Raw genomic sequence first — 26,620 nt, 5'->3', positions numbered from 1 at the left:
CCGGTTGCCCATGTTTTGTGTGCCCTGCCGGCACAACCTTCGGACGGTCAGAACTGTGGTAAGTCCTCCCACTCGCTCGACAGCCGGGCAGACCACGCCGGTTTGCGGCGGCCGAGCCGGGCGCGCATTCCTTCCGCGGCGTCGGGGGTGCCCATGACCCGCAGGTGCAGTTCGGTTTCGAGCTCGGCGACGCGGGTGGGGTCGTAGCCGTGGATCGCGGTGTCCCACAGCAGTCGTTTGCTCAAAGCCGCGGACATCGGTGCGACATTTGCGGCCATGTCGGCGGCCATCGCGAGAGCGGCGGGCAGCACGTCGGCGGCGGGTAGGCAGCGGGTGGCGAGGCCGAGTCGCACTGCTTCCGGGCCGTCGAAAGTCCGTCCCGACAACAGGATGTCGGCCGCGACCGACAATCCCGCGACCTTGGCCACGGTCCAGTGCGCCATCGCGTCGGGCACGACGCCGAGGCGCACCTGGGGAATGGCGTAGCGGGCGGCGTCGGCGACCAGGCGGATGTCGGCCTGCATCGCCAGGGTCAGCCCGATGCCGATCGCGTGCCCGTTCACCGCGGCGATCACCGGTTTTCGGAGGGCGAAGGCGGGCGGGTCGACCGGTGACGCGGAAAATGCCGCGCTGTCGGGCTTTTCGAACGTCGTCGCACCGCCGCCCAGATCCGCTCCGGCGCAGAAGGCCGGGGCGGCGCCGGTCAGCACGATGACCCGGACATCGTCGTCGGCATTCAGATCGCGGTACGCCCGGCCGAGCGCGCGCCCCATCGCGGCGGTGAAGGCATTGCGGCGCTCGGGCCGGTCCAATGTCACCACCGCGACGCCGTCGGCGATGTCGATTCGCACGTCGCTCATGCCTGCGCCTCGCTGACGCTCGGCTCCGGCATGACCGACCTTGTCGGCTGTGTTGATGTTCGCTCGCTGCGCTCGCTCATGCGGCCTGCAATTGCGCGACCAGGTCCCTGATGTGTGCGTCGGCGACGGCGTAACCCGGGAAATAGCAACAGATCCGGTCGGCGACGGCACCGAAGCGCGCCATGATCCCGGCGGCGCATTCTTCGGGCGTGCCGTAGACGGCGAGTGTCTCCAGCATCCGGTGATCGATCAGTTCGGTCATCGCGGTGACCTGGCCGCGCTTGGACAGCGTGTTCAGTTCGGGCTGGAGCTCACCCCAGCCCTCGACATCGAGGACCGGACGGTAGGCGGGTGTCGATCCGTAGAAGGCGAGCAGCCGGCGGACGCCGGCGGCGGCGGCCTCGAGTTCGCCGGCGGTCCGGCCCATCGCGACGATCACCTGCGGATAGATCGCCAGCTCCGCAGCATCGCGACCGGCGCGCGCCAGGCCCTCGGCGATGGCAGGCTGGGTGCGCTCGGCGAAATGCCGGACACTGTTGAACGGCATGACCAGCAGCCCGTCGGCCACCTCGGCCGCGGTTCTGGTCATGATCGGGCCGAGCGCGCCGAGGCAGATCTCCGGCACGCCATACGGATTGGGGCCTGGGTCGAAGGTGGGCGGCATCAAGGTATGCCGGGTGAATTCGCCCTCGAAGCGCAACGGCGTGCCGTGCTGCCAGCAGCCGAGGATGGCCTTGACCGCCAGCACCGCTTCCCGCATCCGTGCCGCCGGCTGCGACCACTGGCCGCCGTACCGCTTGTCGATGTGCGCGCGGGTCTGCGAACCCAGGCCCAGCCGGAACCGGCCGCGACTGAGCAGATGCAGATCGTAGGCCGCATGCGCCAAGTGCACGGGGCTGCGCGGGAGAGCGATGGCGACGTTGGTCATCAGGTCGACGGGTTCGGCACCGGTCGCCGCCAGGGTCAGCGGCAGGAAGACATCGTGGGGCCCTTCGAAGGTGAACAGGCCGTCGGCGCCGCACGCGATCAATTCGTTTGCCCGCGAGACGGCTTCGTCGGGACGACCGTTCAGCTGGAGATCGATCTTCATTGTTCCGCCGTCCTACCCGCGGCCACCAGCGCGTACAGCGCGTCGGCCATCCTCGACACGAACAGCTCGGCCTCCTCGCTGCCACGCGAGAGCGCGTGGAATGTCGTTGTCCCCGCGAGTATCTCGAAGACGAGTTCGGCATCGGCGCCGGGCGCGATCCGGCCGTCGTCGACCGCGCCGCCGAGCAGCTCGGCGAACGCCTTGCGCACCGGGGCCCCGATCGCCAGCAGCCGCCGCCGCGCCTCCTCCGTCTGCGAATCGGCCAGCAGGCCCGGCACTCCGGCTCGCGCGGCGGGACTGTCCGCGCGAGCGAGGAAGATCCGCACCCAGGTCGCCAGGTCGGCCCGCAGGTTCCCGGTCGGCTCGGGCGGCGCGTGCCCGCCCGGACCGTGAATGGCCTCCTCCAGCAGCGCCTGCCGAGTCGGCCAGCGCCGATAGATCGCAGGCGAGTTCACGCCGGCACGCTTGGCGATCGCCACGATCGTGGTCTGCGGGTACCCCACTTCGGCCAGCAACTGCCGTGCCGCGATGAGCACGGCGAGGTCTTTGTCGGCATCACGCGGCCGACCGGGGCGCGGCGAGGTCTCTGAGGTCTCTGAGGCCATAATTACATAGTAACCTGTAACGTTATTATCGCTGTTCGGGTGGGCCCGGCCGATTGCCCGAAAGCCCCGACACTGGCAGGGTGTCGCCGTGGACCCCCTGTTCTCGCCGCTGCGCGTCAGATCGCTGACGCTGCCCAACCGCATCGTCATGTCCCCCATGACCCGGCGGCACTCGCCGGCCGGAGTACCCGGCGCCGACGTCGCCGCCTACTACCGCAGGCGAGCCGACGGCGGCACCGGGCTGGTCATCACCGAGGGCATCGGGATCGATCACCCGACGGCGGTCGACTGTGTGAAAGTGCCTCGGCTGCACGGTGAATCGGCGCTGGCCGGATGGCGCCACGTGGTCGACAGTGTGCACGAGGCGGGCGGCCGGATCGTGCCACAGCTCTGGCACGTCGGCCCGCTGTGGGGTGCGATGAGTGCGGTGGACCCGACACCGACCCCGCTGCGCCCGTCCGGGCTGTGGGGCCAGGTCGGCCGCACCGGATACCCGCAGCGGTACCTGACCTGGGCTACTACCCCGACCGCCGCGATGACCGAGCGCGACATCGAGGACGTCATCGCCGCCTACGTACGCTCGGCGCGCAATGCCGTCGACGTCGGCTTCGACGGCATCGCCCTGCACGCGGGCCACGGCTACCTCCTCGACGCGTTCCTCTGGGACGCCACCAACCAGCGCACCGACCACTGGGGCGGCGACCTGCGCCGACGAACGAACTTTCCGGTCGAAGTGGTGCGCGCGGTCCGCCGCGCGATCGGCCCCGACCTCCCGATCTTCTACCGGTTCTCCCAGCACAAGCAGCAGGACTACACCGCCCGCATCGCCCGCACCCCGGACGAGCTGGCCGTGATCCTCACCGCCCTGGTCGAGGCGGGCGTCGACGTTCTCGACGCCAGCACCCACCGTTTCGACCAGCCCGCCTTCGACGGCAGCGACCTGACCCTGGCCGGTTGGGCCAAGAAGCTGACCGGGGCGCCAAGCATGGCCGTCGGCAGCATCGGTCTGAGTAAGTCGTTGCGCGAGAACGGCATTCCTGAACCCGCATCGCTCGACGAGGTGTACCGGCGGTTGTCGGACGAGGAGTTCGATCTGGTCGCGATCGGTCGCCTCCATCTGGCCGACCCGGCCCTGGCCAATACCCTCCGCTCCGGCGGCCCGCTCCCCGCGTTCGACCGTGAGCGGCACGCGGGCGTGCTGTTCTGATCCACGATCCACGGCCTACGGGTCGCGGAGCAGCTGCTCGATCCGTGCGGCGCAGAACGCGGTCACATCGATCTCCGGCGGTAGCTGTAGCCGGTGCGCCATCCGCAGCAGCGGGATACTGAGCAGGACGGCCGCCAGTATCTCGTTGTAGCGCAGGTTGCGCACCGTCATCCCGCTACGTTGCTCGTAGCGAGCGATCGTTTCCTCCCGGGTGGGTGTTCCCGGAAGTCGTTCGGTGTCCTGGTATTCCGAGCACGCCCAATCCAGGAACAGCATCCAGGCGAGGTCGGCCTCGTGGTCGCCGATGTAGGCGATCTCCCAGTCGAGGACACCGGTGACCCGGAATTCGCTGTCGTAGAGGATGTTCGACATTCGGGCGTCGCCCCAGCAGAGGGTGACGTGCTCGGGCTCGTAGAGGTTGGCCCGCAACCATTCGGTCGCGCGGCGCAGGGCGGGCGGCTGGGTGTCCGACGCCCACGCCAGCGCGGACTCGATGTAGCCGATGAGCTGTTCGAGCGGGGCTGCGCCGAACTGGGGGAACGCCAGGAAGTCCAGATTCAGCGCACGCCAGTCGAGTTGATGGATCTCGGCGATAGTGTCGACACACCCCCACCACATCCGGGCCCGCTCTTCCGGCTCGGCGTCGAAGTACAGCCCGGCGCAGTGATAGGACGGCAGATCGCCGGGCGCGCTGCCCTCGATGCGGTCCATCACGAAATACGGACTGCCGAGCGCGGTTTCCTCACGGTCGAGCCAGCGGACGGCGGGAACGGCGATGGGGGTATCGGCGAGCCGTCGCATGACCAGCACCTGCCGCAGCAGGTCGTAGTCGGGAAACAGCGCCACCTCCGGGGGCCTGCGCAGGACCAGCGATACCGTGGCGTCGTCGGCGGCGAGATCGAACAGGAAGGTTTCGGTGGCCAAGCCGCGCGGACTGGCCGTCCAATTCCGCACCTCGGCCGAATCGGCGCCGGGAAACTGGGTGCGCAGCACCGGTGCCACAGCGAACGGCAGGTCGTCTGCCGTGGGACGTGCGGTCATCAGTACCCCTCGTACCCGTAGCGGGCGTTGCGGCCCATGAACACCATCTCCACCAGGCCGTAGCCGGCCTTGCCGTCATTGCTCTCGACCTTGCAGAAGGTCTCGGTGAGCATGCTGACCTGCCGCAGTTCGTCGGTGTCGTTCAGATCGACGGTGAATCCGTCACTGTAGAACGGGCCTTTCCAGACTCCGGAGGCGTAGCCGCGATACATGTCGTAGCCTGCCAGCCCGGGCCAGAAGTCCGAGATCGGGGTGACGGTGAACGAACGGGTGGTGCCGTCGGCGGCGTTCGCGGTGAAGGCGCCCGCGGACACGATCCGGAAGTCGTCACGGAACTCGAGGTCGTGGGTGACACTGACGATCGGCACGGTCGGCGCCGCCGCCTCGATGGGCTGCTGGATGGAGCCCTCGAAATGCCAGCGCTGCCCGTCGGCGGTCTCGCGCTGCGCGAAATGCACCAGCTCGTCGTCGAACTGGAAGATGCCCATGAAGTACAGGACGCCCTCGGGGATCTCCGAGGGCTGCAGGCCGCCGCCCTCGGAGAGGCTGCCACCACCGCCGCCGTGCCTGGTACCCCACGAGTGGTCGCGACCGAACCACCAGGTGCTCGGATCGATGTCGATGCGTTCGCCGTCGACCTCGAGCCAGCCGGAGATCTCGCCGTTCTGGTAGTAGCGCCGCGCATCCTCGCGGACCCGGCCGTGGGTGCGGAAGAAGGCGGGTTCCTGCTCGTAGGCGGGGAACTGTCCGGTGAAGTTCAGTTCGAGACGGACACCGTGGTCGTTGTCACCCAGGGTGGCCCGTACCCCGCGCAGCGGCTCGGTGATCTCGTAGCGGTAGGCGCCGACCTGCCAGGCGCCCAGGTCGTCGTAGTTGCCGCCGATCTCCCGCGACAGGCGAGCCACGTGCGCCTTGCCGTCGACAGTGACCATCGCGTAGGCGTCCATGACATTGCGGTTGGGGTAGCGGGCCATGCCGGTCATCACGCTCACCCGGCCGGTGGTTTCGAAGCCGTAGAGCACGATCCGCTCTGTCCAGCGCAAATCGCTCTGGACGACATGGTCGAACGTCGTCGGCAATTGATGGCAGAGCAGTTCGTCCTGGGGAGTCAGCATGGGCGTTTCCTTCGAGAGTGGGGGGTAGAACACGTTTCAAGTTAGCTAATTTGAATACACTATGAAGCGTTTTTGAAAACATCCCGATCTCGGCTACGCTCGGCCGACGTCGAAGGAGGAGTTATCGGTGAGTGAACGCCACGAGGCCCGACCGGGACCGGGCCGCCCTCGGGACCCGCAACTGGATGATCAGGTGCTACGCGCCACCCAGGAACTGCTGGTGGAGCAAGGTTTTCAGGCCACCACCATCCAGGGGGTCGCGCGGCGGGCCGGTGTCGTCGCCACCTCGATCTACCGTCGGTGGCCGAACAAGATCCACCTCGTCGAGGACGCGATCTTCGCCCTCGACACCGGCATCGTCCCGCAGCCGACGGGCGATATCGGCGCGGATCTGCTCGCGTGGACCCGCCTGTTCTTCGCCGCCGCCACCCATCCCGCGGCCCGGTCGGGCATCCCCGGCCTGCTCTCGGCCTACCACGACGACGAGCAGAGTTACCGCAGGCTGCGCGAACGCGGCGAGGGCCTCGCCCGGGTCGCGCTGCGCGCCACCATCGACGCGGCGATCGACTCCGGTCAGGTCTCCCCCGGCTGCGATCCCGACCTGATCTTCGAATTCCTGCGCGGCGCAACGCTGCTGCGCGCCCTCACCCGCGGCGACGAGGACGGCGAACAATTCTGCCGCCAGACCGCCGCGGCACTGGTCACCCTGGCCGTCCACCACGAAAGTACGACATGAGAACTTGCTATCGCCGCCTGCTCGCCGTGGCGGCGGCCGTGCTGCTGGTGCCCGCCGCCAGCGGCATCGCACAGCCCGACTCCGTGGGGGTCGTGCTGGAAAACCGCGACATCGCCGAGACCGCCGTCGCCCGCGCCACCTGCGCGGGCGACGCGCTACCCGAACCCGGTCTGCAAGGCGACGTACCCGCCGGCGAACGCGACAGCCGCAGCAGCACACATGGTTACCGGTGCAACATCAGCCGCATCGGCGGCTATGCGGGCCGCGGCGCCGGGATCACCTCGACTCAGTTCGAGCACTGCGTCTATCTGGGCAGCTTCTTCCCCGGCAATCTGCTCGGTCCGGCGCAGGGCGTGCAGGTGGTCGACGTCGCCGATCCAGCGAACCCGGTGCTCACCGCCACGCTCACCGAACCGGCCATGCTGGCGGGAACCTGGGAAAGCCTCAAGGTCAACACCGCGCGAAAGTTGCTGGTGGGCACGGGAGTTCCCGCATTCACCGGGGCCGGGCTGATCTCGGTCTACGACATCTCCGACTGCGCACACCCGCGCCTGCTGAACCCGGGCCCCGGCACCGATCTGACCCTGCCGGTCCCGATCACGGCACACGAAGGCGGATTCTCTCCCGATGGCCGCACCTATTGGGCCTCGGGCGTCATCCCTGGGATCGTCAGCGCTATCGACCTGACCGATCCGTCCGACCCCCGCGTGATCTGGCAGGGCATGCCGGGCCAGTCCATGCACGGTATGGGCCTGCGCGCCGACGGCAACCGCCTGTATCTCGCCAACAACATGGGCGGGCTGACCATTTTGGACACCTCCGCGGTGCAGCGGCGCGATCCCGATCCGCAAGTGCCGATCCTTGCCCAGCTGACCTGGACCGACGGCTGGGCGACCCAGCAGAACGTCCCCGTCACCTATCACGGGGTGTCCTACCTGTTCAGCGCCGACGAGGCCGGATCCGGCGGCGTCAAACTCATCGATATCTCCGACGACACACATCCGCGCGTGGTGAACACGATCAAGCTGGAGATCAACCTGCCACAGCACCGCGACAGTGCGATGGCATCCAGCATGGGCGGCTCACTGTTCGCCTACGACGCCCACTACTGCTCCGCCGACCGCCCGGTGAACCCCACCGCGCTCGCATGTGGCTGGATCTCCTCCGGCATCCGGGTGTTCGACGTGCGCGACCCGTTCCATGTGCGCGAGATCGCCTACTACAACCCGCCCGCGCGTACCGGTCAGAACAGCGAGCTGTGGAACTCCCCGCACGCGCTCGCCTCGATCATCGGAGTTCCGCTGCTCAGCGCGCCCTCGGTGATGCAGGCCGTCGAGTCGGGCGCCTTCGATCCCGAGCAGGCACAGAGCTCGCGCACCGGCGACGTGACCTTCGGCGACCTCTCCACCGACTGGTGCTTCTCCGCTCCCGAGTGGCGCGGCAATCAGCTCTGGGCCGCCTGTGCCGACAACGGGCTGCTCACCTTGGAGTTGTCCCCCGAGGTGTACACCCCACCCGCCGACCAGCACTCGACGGTTGGCTCATGAGCGAACTAGTTGAGTACAGCATCGCGGAGCGATTCGATGAGGGGCGCTGGCCGGGCGACGGGTGGGCGCGAATCATGTGCCGGCGCGCCGTGCGCATGGCGGAGCCGAGCGTCAGCGAGGCGCGGGCATGAGCCGAGGAGTGCTGCTCGGCGCTGCGGGCGCCGCGTCGATCCTGCTCCTGCTGGTGCTCGGCGCGGCCGTACGCCTGCTTGTGGTCCCCGAGACCGCCACTGCCGCACCAATATTGACGTCCACCGAGATCGGCTTCGTACAAGACATGACCGGCCACCATCAGCAGGCGCTGATCCTGGTCGAGCGCCTCGCCCCCGATATCGACCCCACCGTACGGCGGCTGGCCGACCAGATCGCCGATGCCCAGCGCCTGGAGATCGGCATGATGCTCGGCTGGCTCCGGTTGGCCGGGGCGACCCCGACCAACCCGCACCCGATGTCGTGGATGCCCTCCGGTCACCACAGCGCCGCGCCGGCGACCATGCCCGGCATGGCTACCCGCGCCGACCTCGACGCCCTCACTCGGGCACACGGCGCCGAGGCCGAAACGCTGTTTCTACGCCTGATGTATCGCCACCACCAGGGCGGAGTCGCCATGGCCCAGACGTTCGACCAGTTGGCGACCGGCGGCCCGGTCGAACAGGCGGCCCGCGACATGATCAGCACGCAGAGCCAGGAGTCCGGGATCATCGGCCTGCTGATCACCCAGCACGGCGCGACAGCGGCCGGCTGAGTACGTGAACTCAGGCGGGCGCGACCAGCTCGCGGATAGTGGTGCGCACCTCGCCGACTGCCGGGACCGTGGCGAATTCGACCGACTCGTGCCAGAAGTCCGACAGCCGGGCGACCGTGCGGCCGGTGGGGCGGCCGTCCAGCGACAACACCGGACCGACCTGCTCGGCCGCGTGTTCGGGCTCGCCGAGCATCAACTGCAGGCGGGCGGAGGAGATCGCGGCCATCGCCGGTGTCACGAATCCCTGTGCCACCGGAGGGTGAACATCGCCGAAGGCGATCCGTGCCAGGTCGGGTCGGGTGGCGATGAGCTGACGGTAACTTTTGCCGAGTAGCCGCCACTGCTGCCCCGGCCCCGGCCAGTCCCGGCGTGGTCCGAGGAGCATCCCGATCGTGGCCGCGGTGAGGCTGCGGTCGGCGGCGCGATCACCGGCCGCGGTCTCGGCGGCTTCGCAACGGCATTCCGCGGCTACGACGATCGCGCGCTGGAACGCGGCCTGCTCGCCGAGAATGCCGTGCGCGTACGCCTCCAACTCGGCGAGGGCGACCCGCAGCAGCGGCGTCGCCGTGCGACGCGCCAGATACTGGGCGAGCTGAGCTATCTCCAGTCCCTCCACCGGCCTGCCGCTGTCGAGGAGCTGCCAGGTCGACTCGGTGAGGATCGCCGCGGTCAGCAGCGAGTCCCCCGCGGCGTGGGCCAGCCGCGCGGCGACGACCGAGTACCGGCGCGCGGCGGTGATGTCCTCCACGTCCCAGCTCATGGCGGCGGCGATATCGGCCAGCTCCGCGCCGACCCGCAGGGCGCGTCCATACCTGTTCGAGTCCGAAAGCTGCTGCAATCGAGACAGATTCGCGGCCAGCCATGCCGTGACGGCGCGGCGCGGCGTCTGCCCGTCGCCCCATTGCCTGCTACGCGCCCAGGCCGCGAGCTGCTCGGCGGCCGCCAACTCGGTCACAGCGAAGCTGGGGTGCCGAGCGCGCGTGTGCGCGACGGGCGGCAACAGCAGCGACGACAGTTGGCTGGGCAGATCGTCGAGCTCGCTGACCGATTCGACGGTCAGCCGGACGCGCAGGTGAGCCAGCGGCATACCCAGCGCCGACTCGTAGGCGGCTACGTGCTCGGCACGCACCGCGCGGGCGCCGGTCTCGAGCTGGCCCAGGTACGGCTTGGAATAGTTCGTGCGCGCGGCCATGCCTTGCAGGCTGATCCCCGCAGCCGTTCGTGCGACACGCAGCGCCGAGCCGACCTCGCTCATGGCTCCACCTCGCTAGCGCTCGGCTCCGCCACGAGCGAGGACTCGGCTGTACCTACTGTTCGCTCGCTGCGCTCGCTCATGACTCCACCTCGCTAGCGCTCGGCTCCGCCACGAGCGAGGACTCGGCTGTACCTACTGCTCGCTCACTGCGCTCGGCTGTGCCTACTGCTCGCTCACTGCGGGCGCTCATGCGAGGTCCGCGGCGGTGCGGGCCGACTCGTTCATCGCTTCGAGAATACGTCGCCGGTATTTGCTGCGCGGGTGTCTGCAAAGAGTCTGCAAGACCGCGCTGCCCGCCTTGCGCAGCCATTTGTCTCCCTATCGTCCGACATCGTGAGCAACAACTTCGTCTTGTCCGATCGGCGCCCGCGCAACGGCGCCCGTGTTGCGCTGACCTTCCTCGCGCTGCTCGTCGCCGCGGCGACCGGGGTGACACCGGGGGCGGCGACACCGTCCTTCCAGCCCTCCGGCCAGGTCGAAGCCACCTATTACGCGCCGGGCCCCTGGGCGGTGGCCGAGCGGACCGGTGTCGACTGCTGCACGTCGACCGGCGACAGCTACGACATCTGGTATCCGGCCGATCTCGGGGCGGGCGGCGTCGTCCATCCGGTCATCACCTGGGGCAACGGCACCATGGCCCACCCTCGCGAATACGCGTATCTGCTCTCGCACCTCGCGTCGTGGGGATTCGTGGTCATCGCCGCCGACCGGACCGACACCGGCACCGGCATTCAGATGCTCGACGCGGTGCAGTATCTGGCCCGCCAGAACAGCGACCCGAACAGCATCTTCAGGGGCAAGATCGACACCGGCCGGGCCGGGGCGACGGGGCATTCGCAGGGTGGTCTCGGCGCGATCAACGCGCTCGCGCGCGGTGGCGGCGCCGTCAGCACCGCGGTGACTCTCGAGATGCCGTTGTCGGCGGTCTGCGCGTCGCTGCCGTCCGTCGAGGGCCAGAGCGCCTGTATCGACCCCACCGCGGTGAGCTCGGGTTCGGTGCTGCTGGTGAACGGTTCGGCCGACGGCATCTCGCCCGTGACTCAGCCGGCCCCGCCGGAGTTGATCGGGGCACAGTCGATGCAGGCGTACTACGACGCGCTGCCCCCTGGACTACCCAAGGCCCGCGCGGCGGTGGTCGGCGCCCAGCACAACGACGTCCAGGGCCAGCCGGACTGCACCAACTTCAGCTGCACCGAGGGCGTCTACCGCTACCTCGGCTACCTGACCGCCTGGTTCATGGACCGATTGCGCGGCGATTCCGCGGCCCGCGGCGCGTTCCTCGCCAACACCGGCGAGCTCCTGCACAACCCCCACTGGTCCGATCAAGCCAGCACCATCACCCGCTGACCGAAAGGCTGCATTTTTCATGGAAGACGACATCGAGAAACTACTCGCCAAGCTGGATCTGGACGGCAAGCTGCGACTGATCTCCGGCGCGAGCCTGTTCCGGATGGCCGGTGACTCCTCGATCGGCCTCGCCGAGATGCCGGTCTCGGACGGACCCTCCGGTGTGCGTGGCGAGAATTGGGACGAGCGCGATCCGTCGGTGAGCCTGCCCTCGGGCACCGCGATCGCCGCGACCTGGAATCCGGCGCTGCTCACCGAGATCGGTGCCCTCATCGCCGCCGAGGCCCGCCGCAAAGACGTCTACGCGGTCCTCGGCCCGACGATGAACCTGCACCGTTCCCCGCTGGGCGGCAGGCATTTCGAGTGCTTCTCCGAAGACCCGCTACTCACCGCCGAGATGGCCCATGCCTACGTGCGGGCCGTGCAGGCGCACGGGGTCAGTGCGTGCCCGAAGCACTACGTGGCCAACGATTCCGAGACCGATCGCTTCACCGTCGACGTCCGCGTCGACGACCGGGCACTGCGTGAGCTGTACCTCTACCCGTTCGAGCGCACCGTCGAGGCGGGGGCGTGGATGATCATGGACGCCTACAACTCCGTCAACGGCACCACCATGACCGAGAACCCCCTGCTCGACGAACCACTCAAAGGCACATGGGGATTCGACGGCGTGGTGGTCTCGGACTGGACCGCAGTCCGCACCACCGAGAGCGCGGCGCAGGGCACCGACCTGTGCATGCCCGGGCCGCCGCACCTGTGGGGTGAACCGCTGGCCGCCGCCGTGCGCGCGGGCGAGATCGCCGAGTATGCCATCGACGACAAGGTGCGCCGCATCCTGCGCTTCGCCCAGCGCGTCGGTGCCCTGGACGGAACCCCGCAGCCCACACCGGTTTTCAGTGACGAGCAAGCACAGGATCTGGTCCGCCGGGTCGCCGCGCAAGCGATGGTTCTGGTGCGCAACGACGGCCTCCTGCCCCTGGCACCGGACACGGCGGTCGCCCTGCTGGGCCCGTCGGCGGGCGAACCCCGCTTTCTCGGCGGTGGCAGCGCGACCGTGATCCCCGGCCACACCACCACCCCGGTGCAGGGCCTGACCGGCCGGCTGCCGCTGACCCACACCGCGGGCGTCCACCTATCCGAGGACCTGATTCCGGCCCCTGTGGCGATCATGACCGATCCCGCGACCGGCGAACCGGGCCTATCCGCGCGGTACCTGAAAGACGACGCCGTGCTCGGCACCCAGCACCGCACCACCAGCCGCCTCGTGCTGCTCGGCGAACCGCTGGCCGCACGATCGAACATGGTCGAGATGCGCACCCGCCTGCGGGCCGACATGGCCGGTGACTGGCAGATCGGTTTCGGCGGCGTCGGCCACATCCGGCTCGACATCGACGGCGAGACCGTACTGGACGAGAAGGTGCCGCTGGATTCCGGCGATCCGGCCGCGGCGCTGCTCAACCCGCCCCAACGTCACGTGACCCGAACCCTCGCCGTCGGCGACGAGGTCGAAGTACGGCTCGTGACCAGCATCGAGGAGGCGATGCCCGGCCTCGGCATCATTCTCGGCGCGACCCTCGGTATCCGGCGGCCTCAGCGCGCTGACGACGAGGAGTTCGCGGCCGCGATCGAACTGGCGCGCGCGGCCGAGGTGGCCGTGGTCGTGGTCGGCACGACCGAGCAGATCGAGAGCGAGGGCGTCGACCGCACCTCCGTGCGGCTGCCCGGCCGTCAGGACGACCTGGTCGCCGCCGTCGCGGCGGTGAACCCGCGCACCGTCGTGGTGGTGAATTCCGGTGCGCCGGTGGAGATGCCGTGGCGCGACGAGGTCGCCGCGGTGATGCTGGCCTGGTTCCCGGGCCAGGAGTTCGGCGCGGCGCTGGCCGACGTGCTCACCGGCACGGCCGAACCCGGCGGCCGGCTGCCGACCACCTGGCCGAAGACCATGGCCGACGTCCCGGTCCTGAACACCACACCCGTCGATGGCGTCCTCGACTACACCGAAGGCATCCACATCGGTTACCGCGCGTGGCTGCGGGCAGGGACCGAACCCGCCTACCCCTTCGGCCACGGCCTCGGCTACACGACCTGGTCGACCGACGATCTGGTCGTCGAAGGGCGCACCGTCTCGATCACGGTGACCAACACCGGAGATCGCGAAGGCAAACAGGTCGTCCAGGTCTACCTCTCACGCCCGGACAGTGCCGTGGATCGACCGGTCCGCTGGCTGGCCGGCTTCACCGCCGTCACCCTGGCGTCAGGCGAATCCCGGACCGTAGCGATCCCCTTGCCCGAGCGCGCCTTCCAGCATTGGGGACCAGCCGGCTGGGAGACCGAGCCCGGCGAGTTCACCGTCCAGGTAGGCACCTCGGTCGCCGATCTCCCCCACACCGCCTATATCTACTGACCCTTCTGATCGACCATCTCGAACGCAGTTCCCGAACAACGGAGCGTGGCCATGTCCACCAGTACCTCTCAACTCGACAACGACGATGACACCGGTCGGCTCGACGGTGCCTCGCGCACAAGGATTTTCACGGTTCTGACGGTGATCGTCCTGTTCTCCGAAATCGCCCCGATGCAGTACACGATCGTTGCGGCGGCACTACAGAAGATCGCGCCGAGCTTCCCCGGCGTCGGGGCCAACATCAACTGGGCCATCATCGTGTTCGGGTTGGTCGGCGCGGCCGCGTCTCCATTGATCGGCAAGATGAGTGACGTGTGGGGCAAGAAGCGGATGTTCCTCATCTGCGGTGTGCTGTTCGTCATCGGCTGCGTGCTCGACGCGACCACCTCGAACTGGGCCGTCTTCCTGTTCGGTCGCTGCCTGCAGGCCACCGCCATCGCGACCGCGGTGATCGCCTACGGCCTCATCCGAGACCTGATGCCGCGCGACATGGTGCCCCTCGCACTCGGTTTCACGGCCACCGGTTTCGGTGTCGCCTCCATCGCGGGCCCGATCCTGGGCGGCTACCTGGTCGACAACTACAGCTGGCGTGCGATCTTCTGGGTACTCGCTTCGTTCAGCTTGGTGCTGCTGCCGATGGTGTGGCTGATCGTGCCCGAATCCGAGCTGCGGGTGTCCGAGCGGATCGACGTCGTCGGCGCCGCGCTGCTGTCCGGTGGCGCCGCGCTCACCCTGATCTACGTCGACAAGGGTCATGACTGGGGTTGGGCGAGGCCGACCACGCTGGCCTGGCTGATCGCGGGCATCGCGCTGCTCGTACTGTTCGTCGTTGTCGAAAAACGCGTCTCGACACCGGTCATGGACATGAAACTGCTGTTCCATCCGCGCGTCGCGTTGGTGCTTGCCGGTGCGCTCTTCGCGTCCCTGCAAATCGGCATCGTCTCCTACGCCATTGCCTACATGGCCCAGACCCCACCCGAGCCGACCGTCGTCACCGGCGTCCAGCAGGGCACGTTGGCCAAGATCCAGGAGATGACGGGTCGGGTGCTGCCGCCCGAGGCCGTGCAGGTCAGCCTCGATCCCGGGTACACCTACGGCAGTGGGTACACCCTGCTCGAGTTCGCCTTCCGGATCGCGCTGCTCGGCTCGGTGATCACCATGATCTTCGGCGCGGTGGCAGGTCTGCTGGCCAAGCGCGTCGGCGCCCGACTGCCGCTGGTTGCCGCCCTGTTCATCTTCGCCGGTGCAGGGCTCGCCTTCGCGGTGCTGCCGCTGACCACCACCAACTTCCTGATCGTGAACTCGATCTTCAGCATCGGATTCGGGATGTATTACGCCTGCATGCCAATCCTGCTGGTCGATGCGGTTCCACAGGAACAACAGGGCATCAGTCTCGGCATGCTCGGTGTCATGCAATCCATGGGAGTCGCGATCGGCCTGGCCATCGTTACCGCATTCCTGCACAACAACGGCATGAGCGCCCTGGTGAGCGTCGGCGGGCAAGCCCAACCGGCCACCCCGCTGCCGGACCTGTTCGGTGATCACGGTTATCAGTTGGGTTTCTGGGTCTGCGCGGCCGCTTCGGTGCTCGCCCTCTCGCTCGCGCTGGTAATGAAGCACGGCCGTACCCCGGCCACCGGCGGCATCGCCCACTGACATCGTGGTGCCGGTCGGTCACGGCCGGCTCCACCACGCAACGAGCGGCGACAAGACGTAGCGGTGGCCTACCGAAGCGTCGTCCCTCTCGACACGATATGTGACACCTACGGCTTGGCCGACGAGGTGATCGGCGGTCCAGCCAGGGCTCCGGAGTCCGGCGCCCCTGCGTAGTCGGGCAGCTCGACGCCGTTGATCGCACGCCCGACCAGTTCGGTGAACCATTCGCTGTCGAAATCGATGTTCGGCTCGGCGTCCGGCCCGGGGACGTCGCGGCTGCGCGCGTTCAACCGGCCGATCTCCTGGTTGGCCTCGACGAACGAGCGCATCCGCCGCTCGTAGCCGGCGAACCCGGCTTCCGGGTTCCACCCGGCGGCGGCCAGCTCTCCGGCCAGCAGGTAGGCGCCGACCATGGCCAGCCCGGTGCCCTGCCCAGACATCGGTGACGAGCTGAACGCCGCGTCCCCGAGCAGCACCACCCGTCCGCTCGACCAGCGGTCCATCACCACCTGGGCGACCTGGTCGAGGTAGAAGTCCGGGGTGTCGTCCAGGTGCGCGAGGATGCCCGGGGTCAACCAGCCCATGCCGGCCATCCGCTCGCGCAGCAGGCGCTTCTGGGCCGCGACGTCGCGGTAGTCGACGTCGAGGTCGGCCGAGGGGAAGGAGAACATGGCCATCGCCCGGGTGGCGTCCTGGATCGGCCGCAGCCCGGCGGAGCGCCCGGACTCCTGGTAGTCGATCAGCCAGCGGTCCAGCCCGAACTCGTTGGGCACACTGTAGAAGGCCAGCACGTGCCCGAGATGGCGGACGAACCGCTCACGCGGCCCGAAGACCATCGCGCGCAGCGCCGAGTGCAGCCCGTCCGCCCCGACCACCAGATCGAAACGCCGCCGGTCACCGCCCTCGAAGGCCACATCGACCCCGTCCGCGTCCTGGGTGAGTTCGGCGATCCGGTCGCCGAAGATGTACTCGACACCGTCGCGGGTGTCGTCGTAGAGCACCTGGGACAGGTCCCCGCGCAGGATCTCGATCTCTGAGATGAACCCGTCGCCGCCGTCGTCGTCCGCGCGATAGGTCTCCAGCACTTTCCCATCCGCGTCCACGGTGTACGCGCCGGCGGTCTCGGTGCGGGCCGCGCGCACCGCCGCGTCGAGCCCCATTCGCCGGATGACCTCCTTGGTCACCCCGCGCGCGTCCACCGCCTGCCCACCGGGACGCAGCTCGGGTGCCCGCTCCACCACGGTCACCTCGGCCCCCCGCCGATGCAGCCAGTGGGCCAGCGCGGGCCCCGCGATGCTCGCCCCCGCCACCAACACCCTGGGGCTGTTCACTGCGCCTTGCTCACCTGTCCAGACCGTTTGCTCGTGCGCAGGGTTGTCGACGCTCATCGTTGCCTCCATAAGTTTCTTCCCGCGCTGGAACGGTCCCAGCACAGGCCCACCGCTGTCGGTGTATTCAGAGATATCGACGACGGATCCACACAAAATTCATCGGTGGTACTCCTCACGCACCAGTTGGAGATACGGTCCCGCAGTCGGGAACAGCGCAGGGGACGACGGGGTCAGTAATCCGCTAGCCGGATGGCGTTGGCCGCGCGCTCCAGCGGCTTGATGATCGGCCGCAGGGCCAGGCCCTTCCACGGCATGTGCCGCAGCATGCGCAACATGGTGGTCTGGGTCCGGATCGCACGCCGGTCGGCCGCCACCATCTGGGTGGCATTGTTCCAGCCCAGCGTCAGGTTCTCGGTGACGTAATCCTGCATGGCGCGCTGGTAGCGATCGAACGCGACGAGGTGGTCTCCCGCGGCTGCTTTCAGTTCGCCCGCAAGGACATACGCGCCGACCAGCGCCATGCTCGTGCCCTGCCCGGACAGCGGTGACGGACAGTAGGCGGCGTCACCGACGACCGCGACGCGGCCGTCGGACCACCGATCGAGATCGATCTGGCTGACCGAATCGAAGTAGAAGTCCGGGGATTCCGGCATTGCGCGCACCAGACTCGGTGTCTCCCAACCGGCATCGGCGAACGCGTCGGTCACCAGCTGTTGCTGGGCGGCGCGGTCGCGTCTGTCCGGTAGTTGTGCCGGCGCCTGGAAGATGAACTGGGCCTTGGCCGTTGTCCGCTGGGTGCTGTACACCTGCACCACGCGCCCGGGTGTGGGATGCACCAGTTCCCAGTGGTCGAGGTTCAGGTGGTTGGGCACCGAGATCACACAGGCGGCCATGCCGGTATGCCGGGCGAATTGCTCGGTCGGCCCGAATGCCAGCCTGCGCACCGCCGAGTGCATGCCGTCGGCCCCGATCACCAGGTCGAATACACGTGGCGGGGAGTTGCGGAACCGCACCGTTACACCATCGGCCTGCTGCACCAGGCCGGTGATCGAGTCGCCGAACAGGTACTCGACCTCGCCCTTGGTGGCGTCGAACAGGATGTGGGCGAGATCGCCGCGCAAGATCTCGTCGTCGCCGGGTGAGCGCAGGCCGATGAGTTCGGGTCCGAGCGTTGCCAGCTTCTTGCCCGCATCGTCGACCCAGGCGCCGCCCCGCATCGCCGTAGACGCTGCGCGGACTTGCGGCATCAGCCCCATCCGGTCGACGACTTCCATTGCCACACCACGGATGTCGACCTTGTAGCCGCCCTCGCGCAGAGTCGGCGCCTGTTCGACGACGGTGACGGTGAACCCGTAGCGGGCCAGCCAGTAGGCGAGCGCCGGCCCGGCGACGCTGGCGCCGGAGATGAGGACGGTCTTGCTGGTGAACTGCTGCCTTGTTGTCATGCACACAGCGTCGGACACCGCGATCACCGTGCCCTCACCATCGGCTCACCACCACTCACCGAGCAACTCGGTGACCTCCTCGGCCGAATATCGGGCGCCACGCTCGAGGGCCGCACGGACCTCCGGTTCACCGAGTTCGGCTCGGCATCTTGCGGCGGTGTCGGCCACCGCACCGTCACACGCCCCGGGCATGCCGCGCAGCGCGTCGGCAGCACCGAGCAACAGCGCGCCCCGCACCGTCGCACCGAGTGCCACCGCGATCCCGGCCATGCCCTCCACCGCTGCCGCGGCCACCGGCCGCGATCGGTCGCGCGCCAGTTCGAACGCCTCGCGGTGCGCCGCCCGCGCACGCTCGATATTCGCCTCCGCGAGCCAGATCCAGCCCGATCCGATGAGGCTGCGGGCCCGGGCCTCGGCCGCGCCGAACGTGTCGTTGCCGGACACAGTGATGGCGGTGTCGTAGTACTCCCGGGCGACGGACAGGTCACCCGCCACCCGGGCGAGATCGCCGAGCCCGCGTAGTGCGTTCGCGTACATGTCCATTGCGCCTGTTGCGCGGGCCAGTTCCGCGGCGCGGCGGTAAGCGGCACCCGCATCATCACGACACGCGGCGGACCCGCGGGCGAGGATGTCACCGCGCCGGTTGAGCAGGTCAGCGGCGTCATCGCCGGCGCCCAGCTCGGTCTGCAGGACAACGGCCTCGTCGATGAGGTCCAGGGCGGCCTCGCGTTCGCCACGCCAGTCGGCGACCGCGGCGAGTTTGTCGAGCGTGGTCGCGATTGCCCACCGGTCGCCGGTAGCGCGGAAATCCTCTAGGGCACAGCGTAATTCGGGCTCGGCGAGCAGTGGCGCACCGGACATGAGATGTCGCAGTCCGGTACCGAGCCGCACGAAGGACTGCGACCAGCGATCAGGACCGAACAGCACATGTTGCCGCTGCGACGGCAGGTCCAGCAGCCCGCCGACAGTTGCCAGCAGGAACACCAGATGTGGTCGCCGCAAGGGTCTTTCTATGGTGGAAAGGGCCGCGGCAGCCCGGGTGACCGGCACCGGCGACCCGGTTCTGGCACGCGCGGCGACCGCCACGCAGAAGGCGTATTCCTCGACGTCCGCCGCCGGGTCGAGTGCGGGCAGCAGTTTGGCGGCCAGTTCGACGGCCTCCCCCCAGTAACCGCGCAGCCACCATTGCCACGCATGGGCGGCGATGAACCGCTGTGCCAGTGCGGGATCCATGCTCACCGCCCAGCGCAGTGCCGCCTGCATGTTGTCGTGCTCGGCCGTCAGCCGCGCCAGCCAGCCGAGCTGCTCCCGGCCGCGCAGCAGCGGATCAGCCCGCTCGGCCAGCTCGGTCGAGAAACCGGCGAGGGCACGTTGCAACCGTTCGCGCTCGCCGGCCTCGGTCAACCGTGCCAAGCCGTAGGCCCGGATGGTCTCCAGCATCCGGTAACGGCCGTTGTGCACTTCCACCAGCGATTTGTCGGCCAGGCCGTCCAACAGTTCGTCGGCGTCATCGAGCTCGCAAACGGATGCGACCATGGCGGCGGTGGCCCCGCCCGCGAAGACGGCGAAGCGTCGCGCCAGCAGGCGTTCGGACGGTTCGAGCAGGTCCCAGCTCCATTCCACCACCGCCTGCAGGGTTCGGTGGCGTGGTTCGGCGGTGCGATCCCCGCGCGCCAACAGCCGGAACCGATCGGCGAGCCGCGCGTCGATCTCGCCGACGTCGAGAGTGCGCAGCCGGGCGGCAGCGAGTTCCAGTGCCAACGGCAGCCCGTCCAGCCGCTCGCAGATGCGCCGCACCGCCGCGATCGTGCCCGCGTCGACGGTGAATCCCGGCCGCGCGGCAGCGGCACGATCGGCGAACAGGCGGACCGCGGTGCAGCCGAGTTGGTCGGCCAGTGCCGCCTCGGCAGCCGCGACCGGCAGCTGCCCGATCGCGAGCACGGTCTCGCCGGTGATACGCAAGGCTTCCCGGCTCGTCGCCAGCACCCGCAAGCCCGGACAGTCACGCAACAGCCGGTGCACGAGCCAGGCTGCATCGAGCACCAGATGCTCACAGTTGTCGAGAATGATCAACTGCGACCGGTCGGCGAGCATGGCACGCACCCGAGCTTCGGCATCCTCGTGATCGCCGCTCGCGCGGCCACCGAGCGTCACCGCAATCTCCGGCGCCACCTGTGCGCCGTCCACCAACGGCGACAAATCCACGAAACAAACCTCGCCCCGAACCCGAGCGCCGGCTTCCATCGCCAACCGGGTCTTACCGGTACCGCCGGGACCAGTGAGCGTTACCAGGCGGGCCCGGGCAAGCAACGACGCGACCTGCGCCAGCTCGTCGTCTCGGCCGACGAAACTGGTGAGCTGGGCGGGTAGGCGGCGCATCGTGGTAGCGACGACGGTGTCCGCACGCAGGATCGTCAAGTGCGCCTGCGTCAGCTCGGCGCAGGGGTCGGCGCCCAGTTCGTCGGCGAGCAGTTGCCGCCCGTGCTCGAACAGCTCCAGCGCTTCCGCCTGCCGCCCGCCGGCGTAGAGCCCGCGCATCAGCAGCGCCCTGGCACGCTCCCGAAGCGGCTGTGCGGCAACGAGTTCTGGCAGCGTAGCGACTACCGCCCGGTGATCACCCAGCGCCAGCGCGGCTTCCGCACGATCCTCCTGGGCCGCCAGCCATGCCTCGGTGAGGCGGGCGACCACCGCGGTGGCGAACGGCGCGTCGCGCACGTCGGCCAGCGCCGCGCCACGCCACACACCGGCGGCCTGGTCGAGCAACGCGACAGCGGCAAGGGAATCCCGGTCGCGCAACGCGGTTCGCCCCTCCTCGGCGAGCCGAAGGAACCGATGCATATCCACCATCTCCGGATCGACCGCGAGCCGGTAGCCCGCCGCCGAGGACTCCACGAGACCATCGGCACCCGCGGCGCGCAGCGCGCGCCGCAACCGCGACACCTGGGACTGCAGCGCATGCCCGGCATCGCCCGGCGGCTGCTGTCCATAGAGGTCGTCGATCAACCGATCCCGAGACACCACCCGCCCGGCCTCCGACACCAGAACCGCCAGCAGCGACCGCACTTGCGGCCCGCCCACCGCGACCGGAGTCCCATCGGTTCCCCGCACCTCCACCTGCCCCAGGATCCCGAACTGCACGGCCGCCAGTATGCATCGACCGACCGGCCGCTGCACCCGGCGAGTCGGCCACCGCCGCAAGCGTTCACACCTGCGCCCCCGCGCACAACGAACAGGGCAAAGGTTCCCCGCTCAGCCTTGACGGATGTCGCGGGGCCTGGCGTTGAAGCGTTGGCGGAAGGCTGTGCTGAAGGCGCTGGCCGAGTCGAAGCCGAGTCCCGGGGCGATGGCGGAAATGCTCCAGCGCCGGTATGCCGGATTCCGCCGCCGTAGATAGGCCAGGCGGAGGCGTTTTTCTTTGATGAGTTCGCGGGGCGTGGTGCCGGAGTTCTGGAGGGCGAGCTGGATTCGGCGCGGGACCAGCCGAGGGCATGGGCGATGGTGGTGCCGGTGAGGCCCGGATCCTCGACGTAGGTGCGAATGTATTGCCGGGATATAGATTTCGCGGCTCGAGCGGTCGACGTGCCATGTCAGGACCAGCATTCGTACCCACCGCTGGCGGGGACTGCTGCCCTCGACGTCCTGGCTAGGCTGCAGGATGTAATGAGCCGAAAGCGAAAGGTAGCAATATGATCCGGAAGGTTCTGCTGGCGGTTACCGCCGGTGTTCTGATCAGCACACCCGCGACGGCGTCGGCCGAGGTGACCGCCGTCGAGCAGCCGGCCACCGCACAGGAGGTGGCGATCAACACCGGATCGGGCGTTGCGGACACCGTCATCAATGGGCTGATCGCGCTTATCTTCGGTCCGAACGACCCGTCGACCTGCAAGTTCCCCTACTGCTTCTGAATTTGCCGGTGCACCAGCCGCTGGCAATTATCTGAAAATAACGGGTACCGGGCGCACTGCCCGGTACCCGTTTTATTCATCGGTTCAGCTGAAACGCGCCGCGAGGATCGGCACGTCGGCACCGCGGGCCTCGCCCGCGATACACGACCCCGCCATGGCCAGAACATTGCCGATCGGCCCCTGTTCGACCACCAGGCGCCCGCCCGCACCGGGGCCATCGGTAATGATCACGGTGTTGGACATCGAACTGCCGACACCACCCCCCACATGCCACGGCCCGCTGATCCGGCTGACCGCACCATTGGCCCAGTAGACCTTGCCGTCGATCTGACCGTCGACATCGGCGCAGCTACCGCGTCCATCGAAGGTGCCACTCACGGTTGCTCCGGACGCAGGCGTACCCGTGCAGCCGGTGAGGTTGCCGTCCCAGGTGGCCGTGGCGGGCGCGACCGTCATCCCGAGCGGGCTTGTGCTGTAACTGAATCGGCCGCCGGAGCAGCCACCCGAAATCGGATCGGCCGCGGCTTGCTGAGTTCCGACGAATGCGGCGGCGAGTGCGGCGACAGCGACCGACGCTGTCGCGATCTTCCGGGAAATTGCCATGACGAATACCTCTCCTTTTGATCGAACTTGATCTGATGGAGCAGCTGACGACAAGCAAACGCGAAGATCGTAGACGGCGCGTTCAGCGCAGTCTAATCAGACCACACCCTTTCCTCGGGAAATGCACGTCGGGCATAGGTATTCGCCGGGTTGACAGTGATCACGTCGCACGCCCGCACAAGTTCTTCCGGTCGATCGTCCAAATGCGCAAGATTCGGCATAATCACCGCTTCCGCATCCGTCCGGCGGATGACCTCGCGCAATGCCGCGAGAATTTCCGTACCCGCGTCCGCTAGCCGCACGATCTCGGCAAGGTCGTATCCGTATCGCGTTGCCAACTTACGGATCTGGGCCATGTCCCAGTCCCTGGCATCGCCCGACACGTCCTGACGAAGAAATCCGATCGCGGTCGGCGTCGGCCTCATCGACTTGCCTCGTTCCGTCGTGTATCAGATCTTCTAATACTCGATCGTGTAGCAGATCTTCTAGTGCTCGATCCATATAGGTCGGGAGCAGCTACCGTCATTGGCGCCCAGCCACCGCACACTGTCAACGCAAATAAAACGCAACCGTAGCAATTTCCCACACCGAATACAACAGGTATGTATGTCCTCGACATGGAAAGTCGTTCGGTCGAAACGCCCTCGCAGACCTTCGTGTTCGAGGCACGGCGTTTCATGCGGTGAGTCGTTTTGCGAGATGTGCGGACAGTGTGCGAGGCGTGAACCGACCGCGTCAGCGACCGGCAACCTTGGCGAGATGTTCCGGATAGCGCGCGCCGGAGAATGCGGTGGCGGGGGCGGCGGCATCGATGCGCGCGAGATCGTCTGCGGTCAGGACGATCTCGGCGGCGGCCACATTCTCTTCGAGATAGGTGCGACGCTTGGTGCCCGGAATGGGAACCACATCGTCGCCGCGGCTCTGCACCCAAGCGAGCGCCAATTGTCCTGCGGTAATGCCCTTTTCGGCGGCAAGCTCGCGCAGCGCCGCGACGATGGCGAGGTTGTTGTCCAGGTTGTCCTCGGCGAATCGCGGTAAGCGACGGCGCATATCGTCGGCGGGCAGATCGGCGGTGGAGGTGATGGCCCCGGTCAAGAAGCCGCGGCCGAGCGGCGAGAAGGGCACGATGCCGATGCCGAGCTCACGGCAGGTCGGCAGCACTTCGGCCTCGATATCCCTTGTCCACAGCGACCATTCGCTCTGCAGCGCGGTCACCGGATGGACCGCGTGCGCGCGGCGGATGGTCGGCGCCGAAGCCTCCGAAATGCCGAGGTAGCGCACCTTGCCCGCCTGCACCAGCTCGGACAGCGCGCCCCAGGTTTCCTCGACCGGGACATTCGGATCGACGCGGTGCTGATAGTAGAGGTCGATGTGGTCGACACCGAGCCGGGCCAGCGAGGCGTCGCAGCTCTGCTTGACATATGCGGCGTCGCCACGGGCTCCCATGCTTCCGTCCTCGCCCCATACGATGCCGAATTTGGTCGCGAGCACCACCCGGTCGCGGCGGTCGGCGATAGCCTTGCCGACCAGTCGCTCGTTGGTCTCCGGGCCGTAGACATTCGCGGTGTCCAGCAGCGTCACGCCCAGATCCAGCGCACGATGGATGGTGGCAATGGATTCGTCGTCGTTATCGCGCACGCCGTAGGCCTGGCTCATACCCATGCAGCCCAGACCCTGTGCACCAACGGTCAACTGACCGAGCTTCCTGGTCGGAATCATGCGGGACTCTCCTCCTTGGTCGACGATTTCGTCATCGACGCTACGACTTGGAGTGCGCTCCAAGTCAAGTGCCGGGAGGTCTGGCGAGTTCGGCGATCACCTCGGCGCGGGCCTCAATGAGCGCGAGCCGGTCTGCTCACCGCCTATCCGGCGGATGTCAGTTCGCGAATGCGCCGACGACGACCGGTGCGACGAAGTGCTCCAGCATGACCCGCTCATCCGTCTCGTCGCGACCGGGCGCGGTGAGCAGCGACATGATGACACGAGCCAACCAGCGGGCCAGTCGGAAGCGATCCGGATCGGCCGTCGGTGGCAGCAGCCCGGCGGCAATGGCCTCGATGACCTCGGAGGATTGACCGATTTCATTGGCTATGCCCGCATCACCCGCGGTGAACCACGCGATCAGCGTCGGGTCGGCGCGGACCTCGCGCAGCGATGCGAGCATGACCGCGACAATGCGCTCCCCCGGATCGGCGATCTCGCGAGCCTGCTCGGCGACCGCGGCGCCGACCCGACGAGCTTCGCGGTGCACGAAGGCGATTCGCAGCGCTTGACGGTTCGGGAAATAGCGATACAGGGTGGCGCGCGAGCAGCCCGCCGCCTTCGCGACATCGCCCATACCGGTATTGGTGACACCGCGCTCGACGAACAGCCGCGCAGCGGCATCTAGAATCTGCTCTGCCGCGATATCGGCGCGCTTGGGGCGCAACCAATCTCCCGGCCCGCCCGAGGCCGCCGTCATCGGGATACCCGGAACGGCACACGATCCGGCCAGCGCACATAACTGCCGGGCGCGTAACGCACGCGGTCGATATCGACGACGAAATCCGGGCAGCGCGAGAGCAATTCCTCCAGCGCGACGTATGCGACCATGCGCGCAGCCGCCGCGCCGAGACAGTGATGGTTGCCGTGACTGAAGGTCAGGATCTGCTTGGGCCGCCGCAGCACATCGAGTTCGCCTGCATTGGAACCGAATTCGAGTTCGTCTCGATTGGCCGAGGCATACAGCAACAGCACGCGACGTCCTGCCGGAATGGTGGTGTCGTGAATCTCGATGTCGCGCGTCATGGTTCGTGCCAAACCCTGCACCGGCGAGGTGAGCCGCAAAAACTCCTCGACCGCATCCGGGATGAGTGCCGGATTCTCGATCAGCAGCCGACGCTGATCCGGCCGCTCGGTCAGCAATTGCACGGCGCCGCCGAGATTGCCTGTGGTGGTGTCGTTTCCGCCGGTGATCATGGTGAAGGCGAAGCCGAGAATCGAGATGATGCCCGCATAGTCGCCGTCTGCGCCGAGCCCGGCAGCCACCAGATGCGAGATCGTATCGTCGGCGGGTTCGGCGCGCCGGCGTTCGATCAACTGGGTGAAGTACTGCATCAATTCGCCGATGGCATCTTGGGCATCGAGGGGACTGCCGCCCGCGGAGGCGGTCATGATGTGATCGGTCCACTCATCGAATTTCGGCCGATCCGGTTCCGGCACACCGAGATAATGTGCGACCACCATGCTCGGCAGCGGCTTGAATAGTTCGACGACGATATCGCCCTCGCCCGCCGCCCGCAGCCGCTCCAACCGCTCGACGACGAACGCGCGCACCTGCGGTTCGACCGAGCGCACCTGCCGCGGCGTGAAGCCCTTCATGACCTGTTTGCGGAAGGTGGTGTGATCCGGCGGATCAGTGAAGACGAACGGCCGCGGTTCGGGCAACCCGATCTCGCCGAGGTCGCGGTAGTCGACGGTCAGACCGCCCGCCGAGGAGAAGGTCGCGACATCCCGCGCCGCCGCATACACATCGGAATAGCGGGACAGGACGTAATAGTCGCTCGCCGGATCATCCTGGGGCACAACGTGATGCACGGGGTCGTGGGCGCGCAGTCCGGCATACATCTGCCACGGGTCGCGCCAAGTCGCTGCGGATCTCAACTCGAAACTCGGTCGATGAGACAACTCTGTCGTCATGACCCGAGCGTAAGACAAAATGACAATTCTGTCTAGAACGCGTTCTACCA

At 67.9% G+C, this 26,620-nt stretch carries 24 protein-coding genes; 9 read left to right on the top strand and 15 right to left on the bottom strand.

Annotated elements, in window-relative coordinates:
• Positions 1-47: 47 nt before the first annotated feature.
• The 3 genes from AB0J47_RS19440 to AB0J47_RS19430 all read right to left on the bottom strand — a co-directional run bounded on the left by AB0J47_RS19440 (position 48) and on the right by AB0J47_RS19430 (position 2,555).
• Positions 48-860 carry an enoyl-CoA hydratase-related protein gene (locus AB0J47_RS19440; RefSeq protein WP_364347273.1) on the bottom strand — a complete coding sequence of 271 codons (813 nt, stop codon included), beginning with the start codon at positions 858-860 and terminating at the stop codon, positions 48-50.
• 76 nt (positions 861-936) lie between these two features.
• The gene (locus AB0J47_RS19435; protein ID WP_364347271.1) at positions 937-1,950 is read right to left on the bottom strand and encodes a TIGR03617 family F420-dependent LLM class oxidoreductase; all 1,014 of its coding nucleotides are present in this window, start codon (positions 1,948-1,950) and stop codon (positions 937-939) included.
• Positions 1,947-2,555 (bottom strand): TetR/AcrR family transcriptional regulator, encoded by a 609-nt coding sequence (locus AB0J47_RS19430; RefSeq protein WP_364347269.1) that lies wholly within the window; start codon positions 2,553-2,555, stop codon positions 1,947-1,949. Before AB0J47_RS19430 ends, AB0J47_RS19435 begins: the two co-directional genes overlap by 4 nt.
• A gap of 88 nt (positions 2,556-2,643) precedes the next feature.
• Between AB0J47_RS19430 and AB0J47_RS19425 the strand changes: the two genes are divergently transcribed.
• The gene (locus AB0J47_RS19425; RefSeq protein WP_364347267.1) at positions 2,644-3,762 is read left to right on the top strand and encodes an NADH:flavin oxidoreductase; all 1,119 of its coding nucleotides are present in this window, start codon (positions 2,644-2,646) and stop codon (positions 3,760-3,762) included.
• Positions 3,763-3,777: 15 nt separating this feature from the next.
• On the opposite strand, the gene AB0J47_RS19420 is transcribed toward AB0J47_RS19425, so the two are convergent.
• Together AB0J47_RS19420 and AB0J47_RS19415 are read right to left on the bottom strand one after the other, a co-directional pair.
• Positions 3,778-4,803 carry a phosphotransferase family protein gene (locus tag AB0J47_RS19420; RefSeq protein ID WP_364347265.1) on the bottom strand — a complete coding sequence of 342 codons (1,026 nt, stop codon included), beginning with the start codon at positions 4,801-4,803 and terminating at the stop codon, positions 3,778-3,780.
• The gene (locus AB0J47_RS19415; protein WP_364347263.1) at positions 4,803-5,918 is read right to left on the bottom strand and encodes a hypothetical protein; all 1,116 of its coding nucleotides are present in this window, start codon (positions 5,916-5,918) and stop codon (positions 4,803-4,805) included. Before AB0J47_RS19415 ends, AB0J47_RS19420 begins: the two co-directional genes overlap by 1 nt.
• A gap of 127 nt (positions 5,919-6,045) precedes the next feature.
• On the opposite strand from AB0J47_RS19415, the gene AB0J47_RS19410 reads away from it, so the two are divergent.
• From AB0J47_RS19410 to AB0J47_RS19395, 4 genes are read left to right on the top strand one after another with little or no spacing between them, the layout of a single operon-like run.
• Entirely contained in the window at positions 6,046-6,654 is a 609-nt protein-coding gene (locus tag AB0J47_RS19410; protein WP_364347261.1) for a TetR/AcrR family transcriptional regulator, read from the top strand.
• Positions 6,651-8,201 (top strand): hypothetical protein, encoded by a 1,551-nt coding sequence (locus tag AB0J47_RS19405; RefSeq protein ID WP_364347259.1) that lies wholly within the window; start codon positions 6,651-6,653, stop codon positions 8,199-8,201. Before AB0J47_RS19410 ends, AB0J47_RS19405 begins: the two co-directional genes overlap by 4 nt.
• Positions 8,198-8,332, top strand: coding sequence for a hypothetical protein (locus AB0J47_RS19400; protein ID WP_364347257.1), 135 nt, complete (start codon positions 8,198-8,200; stop codon positions 8,330-8,332). The genes AB0J47_RS19405 and AB0J47_RS19400 overlap by 4 nt, the downstream gene beginning before the upstream one ends.
• Positions 8,329-8,946 (top strand): DUF305 domain-containing protein, encoded by a 618-nt coding sequence (locus AB0J47_RS19395; RefSeq protein WP_364347255.1) that lies wholly within the window; start codon positions 8,329-8,331, stop codon positions 8,944-8,946. The genes AB0J47_RS19400 and AB0J47_RS19395 overlap by 4 nt, the downstream gene beginning before the upstream one ends.
• A gap of 10 nt (positions 8,947-8,956) precedes the next feature.
• Here the strand turns inward: AB0J47_RS19395 and AB0J47_RS19390 are convergent, their stop codons facing one another.
• Positions 8,957-10,201 (bottom strand): helix-turn-helix transcriptional regulator, encoded by a 1,245-nt coding sequence (locus AB0J47_RS19390; RefSeq protein WP_364347253.1) that lies wholly within the window; start codon positions 10,199-10,201, stop codon positions 8,957-8,959.
• Positions 10,202-10,534: 333 nt separating this feature from the next.
• On the opposite strand from AB0J47_RS19390, the gene AB0J47_RS19385 reads away from it, so the two are divergent.
• Genes AB0J47_RS19385 through AB0J47_RS19375 form a run of 3 tightly spaced genes read left to right on the top strand, consistent with a single transcriptional unit; the run spans position 10,535 to position 15,608 of the window.
• Entirely contained in the window at positions 10,535-11,548 is a 1,014-nt protein-coding gene (locus AB0J47_RS19385; protein WP_364347251.1) for a hypothetical protein, read from the top strand.
• A gap of 19 nt (positions 11,549-11,567) precedes the next feature.
• Positions 11,568-13,952: a glycoside hydrolase family 3 C-terminal domain-containing protein gene (locus tag AB0J47_RS19380; protein ID WP_364347249.1), complete on the top strand. Its 2,385-nt coding sequence runs from the start codon at positions 11,568-11,570 to the stop codon at positions 13,950-13,952.
• A 51-nt stretch (positions 13,953-14,003) separates the two neighbouring features.
• Entirely contained in the window at positions 14,004-15,608 is a 1,605-nt protein-coding gene (locus AB0J47_RS19375; RefSeq protein WP_364347247.1) for an MFS transporter, read from the top strand.
• A 107-nt stretch (positions 15,609-15,715) separates the two neighbouring features.
• Here the strand turns inward: AB0J47_RS19375 and AB0J47_RS19370 are convergent, their stop codons facing one another.
• From AB0J47_RS19370 to AB0J47_RS19355, 4 genes are all read right to left on the bottom strand, one after another.
• Positions 15,716-16,996 carry an FAD-dependent monooxygenase gene (locus AB0J47_RS19370; protein ID WP_364347245.1) on the bottom strand — a complete coding sequence of 427 codons (1,281 nt, stop codon included), beginning with the start codon at positions 16,994-16,996 and terminating at the stop codon, positions 15,716-15,718.
• Positions 16,997-17,169: 173 nt separating this feature from the next.
• Positions 17,170-18,384 (bottom strand): FAD-dependent monooxygenase, encoded by a 1,215-nt coding sequence (locus tag AB0J47_RS19365; protein ID WP_364347243.1) that lies wholly within the window; start codon positions 18,382-18,384, stop codon positions 17,170-17,172.
• A 45-nt stretch (positions 18,385-18,429) separates the two neighbouring features.
• Entirely contained in the window at positions 18,430-21,522 is a 3,093-nt protein-coding gene (locus AB0J47_RS19360) for a BTAD domain-containing putative transcriptional regulator (RefSeq protein WP_364347241.1), read from the bottom strand.
• Between the two features lie 111 nt (positions 21,523-21,633).
• Positions 21,634-21,984, bottom strand: a complete 351-nt coding sequence (locus AB0J47_RS19355) for a helix-turn-helix domain-containing protein (RefSeq protein WP_364347239.1) — start codon at positions 21,982-21,984, stop codon at positions 21,634-21,636.
• A gap of 86 nt (positions 21,985-22,070) precedes the next feature.
• Here AB0J47_RS19355 and AB0J47_RS19350 point away from each other — a divergent pair, with 86 nt between their 5' ends.
• A complete protein-coding gene (locus tag AB0J47_RS19350) occupies positions 22,071-22,289 on the top strand; it encodes a hypothetical protein (protein ID WP_364347237.1) in 219 nt (72 codons plus the stop codon).
• 84 nt (positions 22,290-22,373) lie between these two features.
• Here the strand turns inward: AB0J47_RS19350 and AB0J47_RS19345 are convergent, their stop codons facing one another.
• The 5 genes from AB0J47_RS19345 to AB0J47_RS19325 form a co-directional block, all read right to left on the bottom strand.
• Positions 22,374-22,892, bottom strand: coding sequence for a hypothetical protein (locus AB0J47_RS19345; protein ID WP_364347235.1), 519 nt, complete (start codon positions 22,890-22,892; stop codon positions 22,374-22,376).
• Positions 22,893-22,984: 92 nt separating this feature from the next.
• Positions 22,985-23,317, bottom strand: a complete 333-nt coding sequence (locus AB0J47_RS19340) for a hypothetical protein (protein WP_364347233.1) — start codon at positions 23,315-23,317, stop codon at positions 22,985-22,987.
• Between the two features lie 310 nt (positions 23,318-23,627).
• Positions 23,628-24,611, bottom strand: coding sequence for an aldo/keto reductase (locus AB0J47_RS19335; RefSeq protein WP_364347231.1), 984 nt, complete (start codon positions 24,609-24,611; stop codon positions 23,628-23,630).
• 157 nt (positions 24,612-24,768) lie between these two features.
• Positions 24,769-25,353 (bottom strand): helix-turn-helix domain-containing protein, encoded by a 585-nt coding sequence (locus tag AB0J47_RS19330; protein WP_364347228.1) that lies wholly within the window; start codon positions 25,351-25,353, stop codon positions 24,769-24,771.
• A complete protein-coding gene (locus AB0J47_RS19325) occupies positions 25,350-26,570 on the bottom strand; it encodes a cytochrome P450 (RefSeq protein WP_364347226.1) in 1,221 nt (406 codons plus the stop codon). Before AB0J47_RS19325 ends, AB0J47_RS19330 begins: the two co-directional genes overlap by 4 nt.
• Positions 26,571-26,620 lie beyond the last annotated feature (50 nt).

The organism is Nocardia sp. NPDC049737, assembly GCF_040674755.1.
GTDB lineage: Bacteria > Actinomycetota > Actinomycetes > Mycobacteriales > Mycobacteriaceae > Nocardia.
Note: the sequence above shows the minus strand (reverse complement) of the source record. Positions and strands in the feature narration are given on the sequence as shown.

Bases quoted from the DNA above. Each gene is read 5' to 3' on its own strand.
- AB0J47_RS19405 (WP_364347259.1), top strand. From the start codon at position 6,651: ATGAGAACTTGCTATCGCCGCCTGCTCGCCGTGGCGGCGGCCGTGCTG.
- AB0J47_RS19435 (WP_364347271.1), bottom strand. From the start codon at position 1,950: ATGAAGATCGATCTCCAGCTGAACGGTCGTCCCGACGAAGCCGTCTCG.
- AB0J47_RS19390 (WP_364347253.1), bottom strand. From the start codon at position 10,201: ATGAGCGAGGTCGGCTCGGCGCTGCGTGTCGCACGAACGGCTGCGGGG.
- AB0J47_RS19380 (WP_364347249.1), top strand. From the start codon at position 11,568: ATGGAAGACGACATCGAGAAACTACTCGCCAAGCTGGATCTGGACGGC.
- AB0J47_RS19430 (WP_364347269.1), bottom strand. From the start codon at position 2,555: ATGGCCTCAGAGACCTCAGAGACCTCGCCGCGCCCCGGTCGGCCGCGT.
- AB0J47_RS19340 (WP_364347233.1), bottom strand. From the start codon at position 23,317: ATGAGGCCGACGCCGACCGCGATCGGATTTCTTCGTCAGGACGTGTCG.
- AB0J47_RS19370 (WP_364347245.1), bottom strand. From the start codon at position 16,996: ATGAGCGTCGACAACCCTGCGCACGAGCAAACGGTCTGGACAGGTGAG.
- AB0J47_RS19415 (WP_364347263.1), bottom strand. From the start codon at position 5,918: ATGCTGACTCCCCAGGACGAACTGCTCTGCCATCAATTGCCGACGACG.
- AB0J47_RS19420 (WP_364347265.1), bottom strand. From the start codon at position 4,803: ATGACCGCACGTCCCACGGCAGACGACCTGCCGTTCGCTGTGGCACCG.
- AB0J47_RS19335 (WP_364347231.1), bottom strand. From the start codon at position 24,611: ATGATTCCGACCAGGAAGCTCGGTCAGTTGACCGTTGGTGCACAGGGT.
- AB0J47_RS19375 (WP_364347247.1), top strand. From the start codon at position 14,004: ATGTCCACCAGTACCTCTCAACTCGACAACGACGATGACACCGGTCGG.
- AB0J47_RS19350 (WP_364347237.1), top strand. From the start codon at position 22,071: ATGATCCGGAAGGTTCTGCTGGCGGTTACCGCCGGTGTTCTGATCAGC.
- AB0J47_RS19365 (WP_364347243.1), bottom strand. From the start codon at position 18,384: ATGACAACAAGGCAGCAGTTCACCAGCAAGACCGTCCTCATCTCCGGC.
- AB0J47_RS19400 (WP_364347257.1), top strand. From the start codon at position 8,198: ATGAGCGAACTAGTTGAGTACAGCATCGCGGAGCGATTCGATGAGGGG.
- AB0J47_RS19395 (WP_364347255.1), top strand. From the start codon at position 8,329: ATGAGCCGAGGAGTGCTGCTCGGCGCTGCGGGCGCCGCGTCGATCCTG.
- AB0J47_RS19325 (WP_364347226.1), bottom strand. From the start codon at position 26,570: ATGACGACAGAGTTGTCTCATCGACCGAGTTTCGAGTTGAGATCCGCA.
- AB0J47_RS19440 (WP_364347273.1), bottom strand. From the start codon at position 860: ATGAGCGACGTGCGAATCGACATCGCCGACGGCGTCGCGGTGGTGACA.
- AB0J47_RS19345 (WP_364347235.1), bottom strand. From the start codon at position 22,892: ATGGCAATTTCCCGGAAGATCGCGACAGCGTCGGTCGCTGTCGCCGCA.
- AB0J47_RS19355 (WP_364347239.1), bottom strand. From the start codon at position 21,984: ATGCTGGTCCTGACATGGCACGTCGACCGCTCGAGCCGCGAAATCTAT.
- AB0J47_RS19330 (WP_364347228.1), bottom strand. From the start codon at position 25,353: ATGACGGCGGCCTCGGGCGGGCCGGGAGATTGGTTGCGCCCCAAGCGC.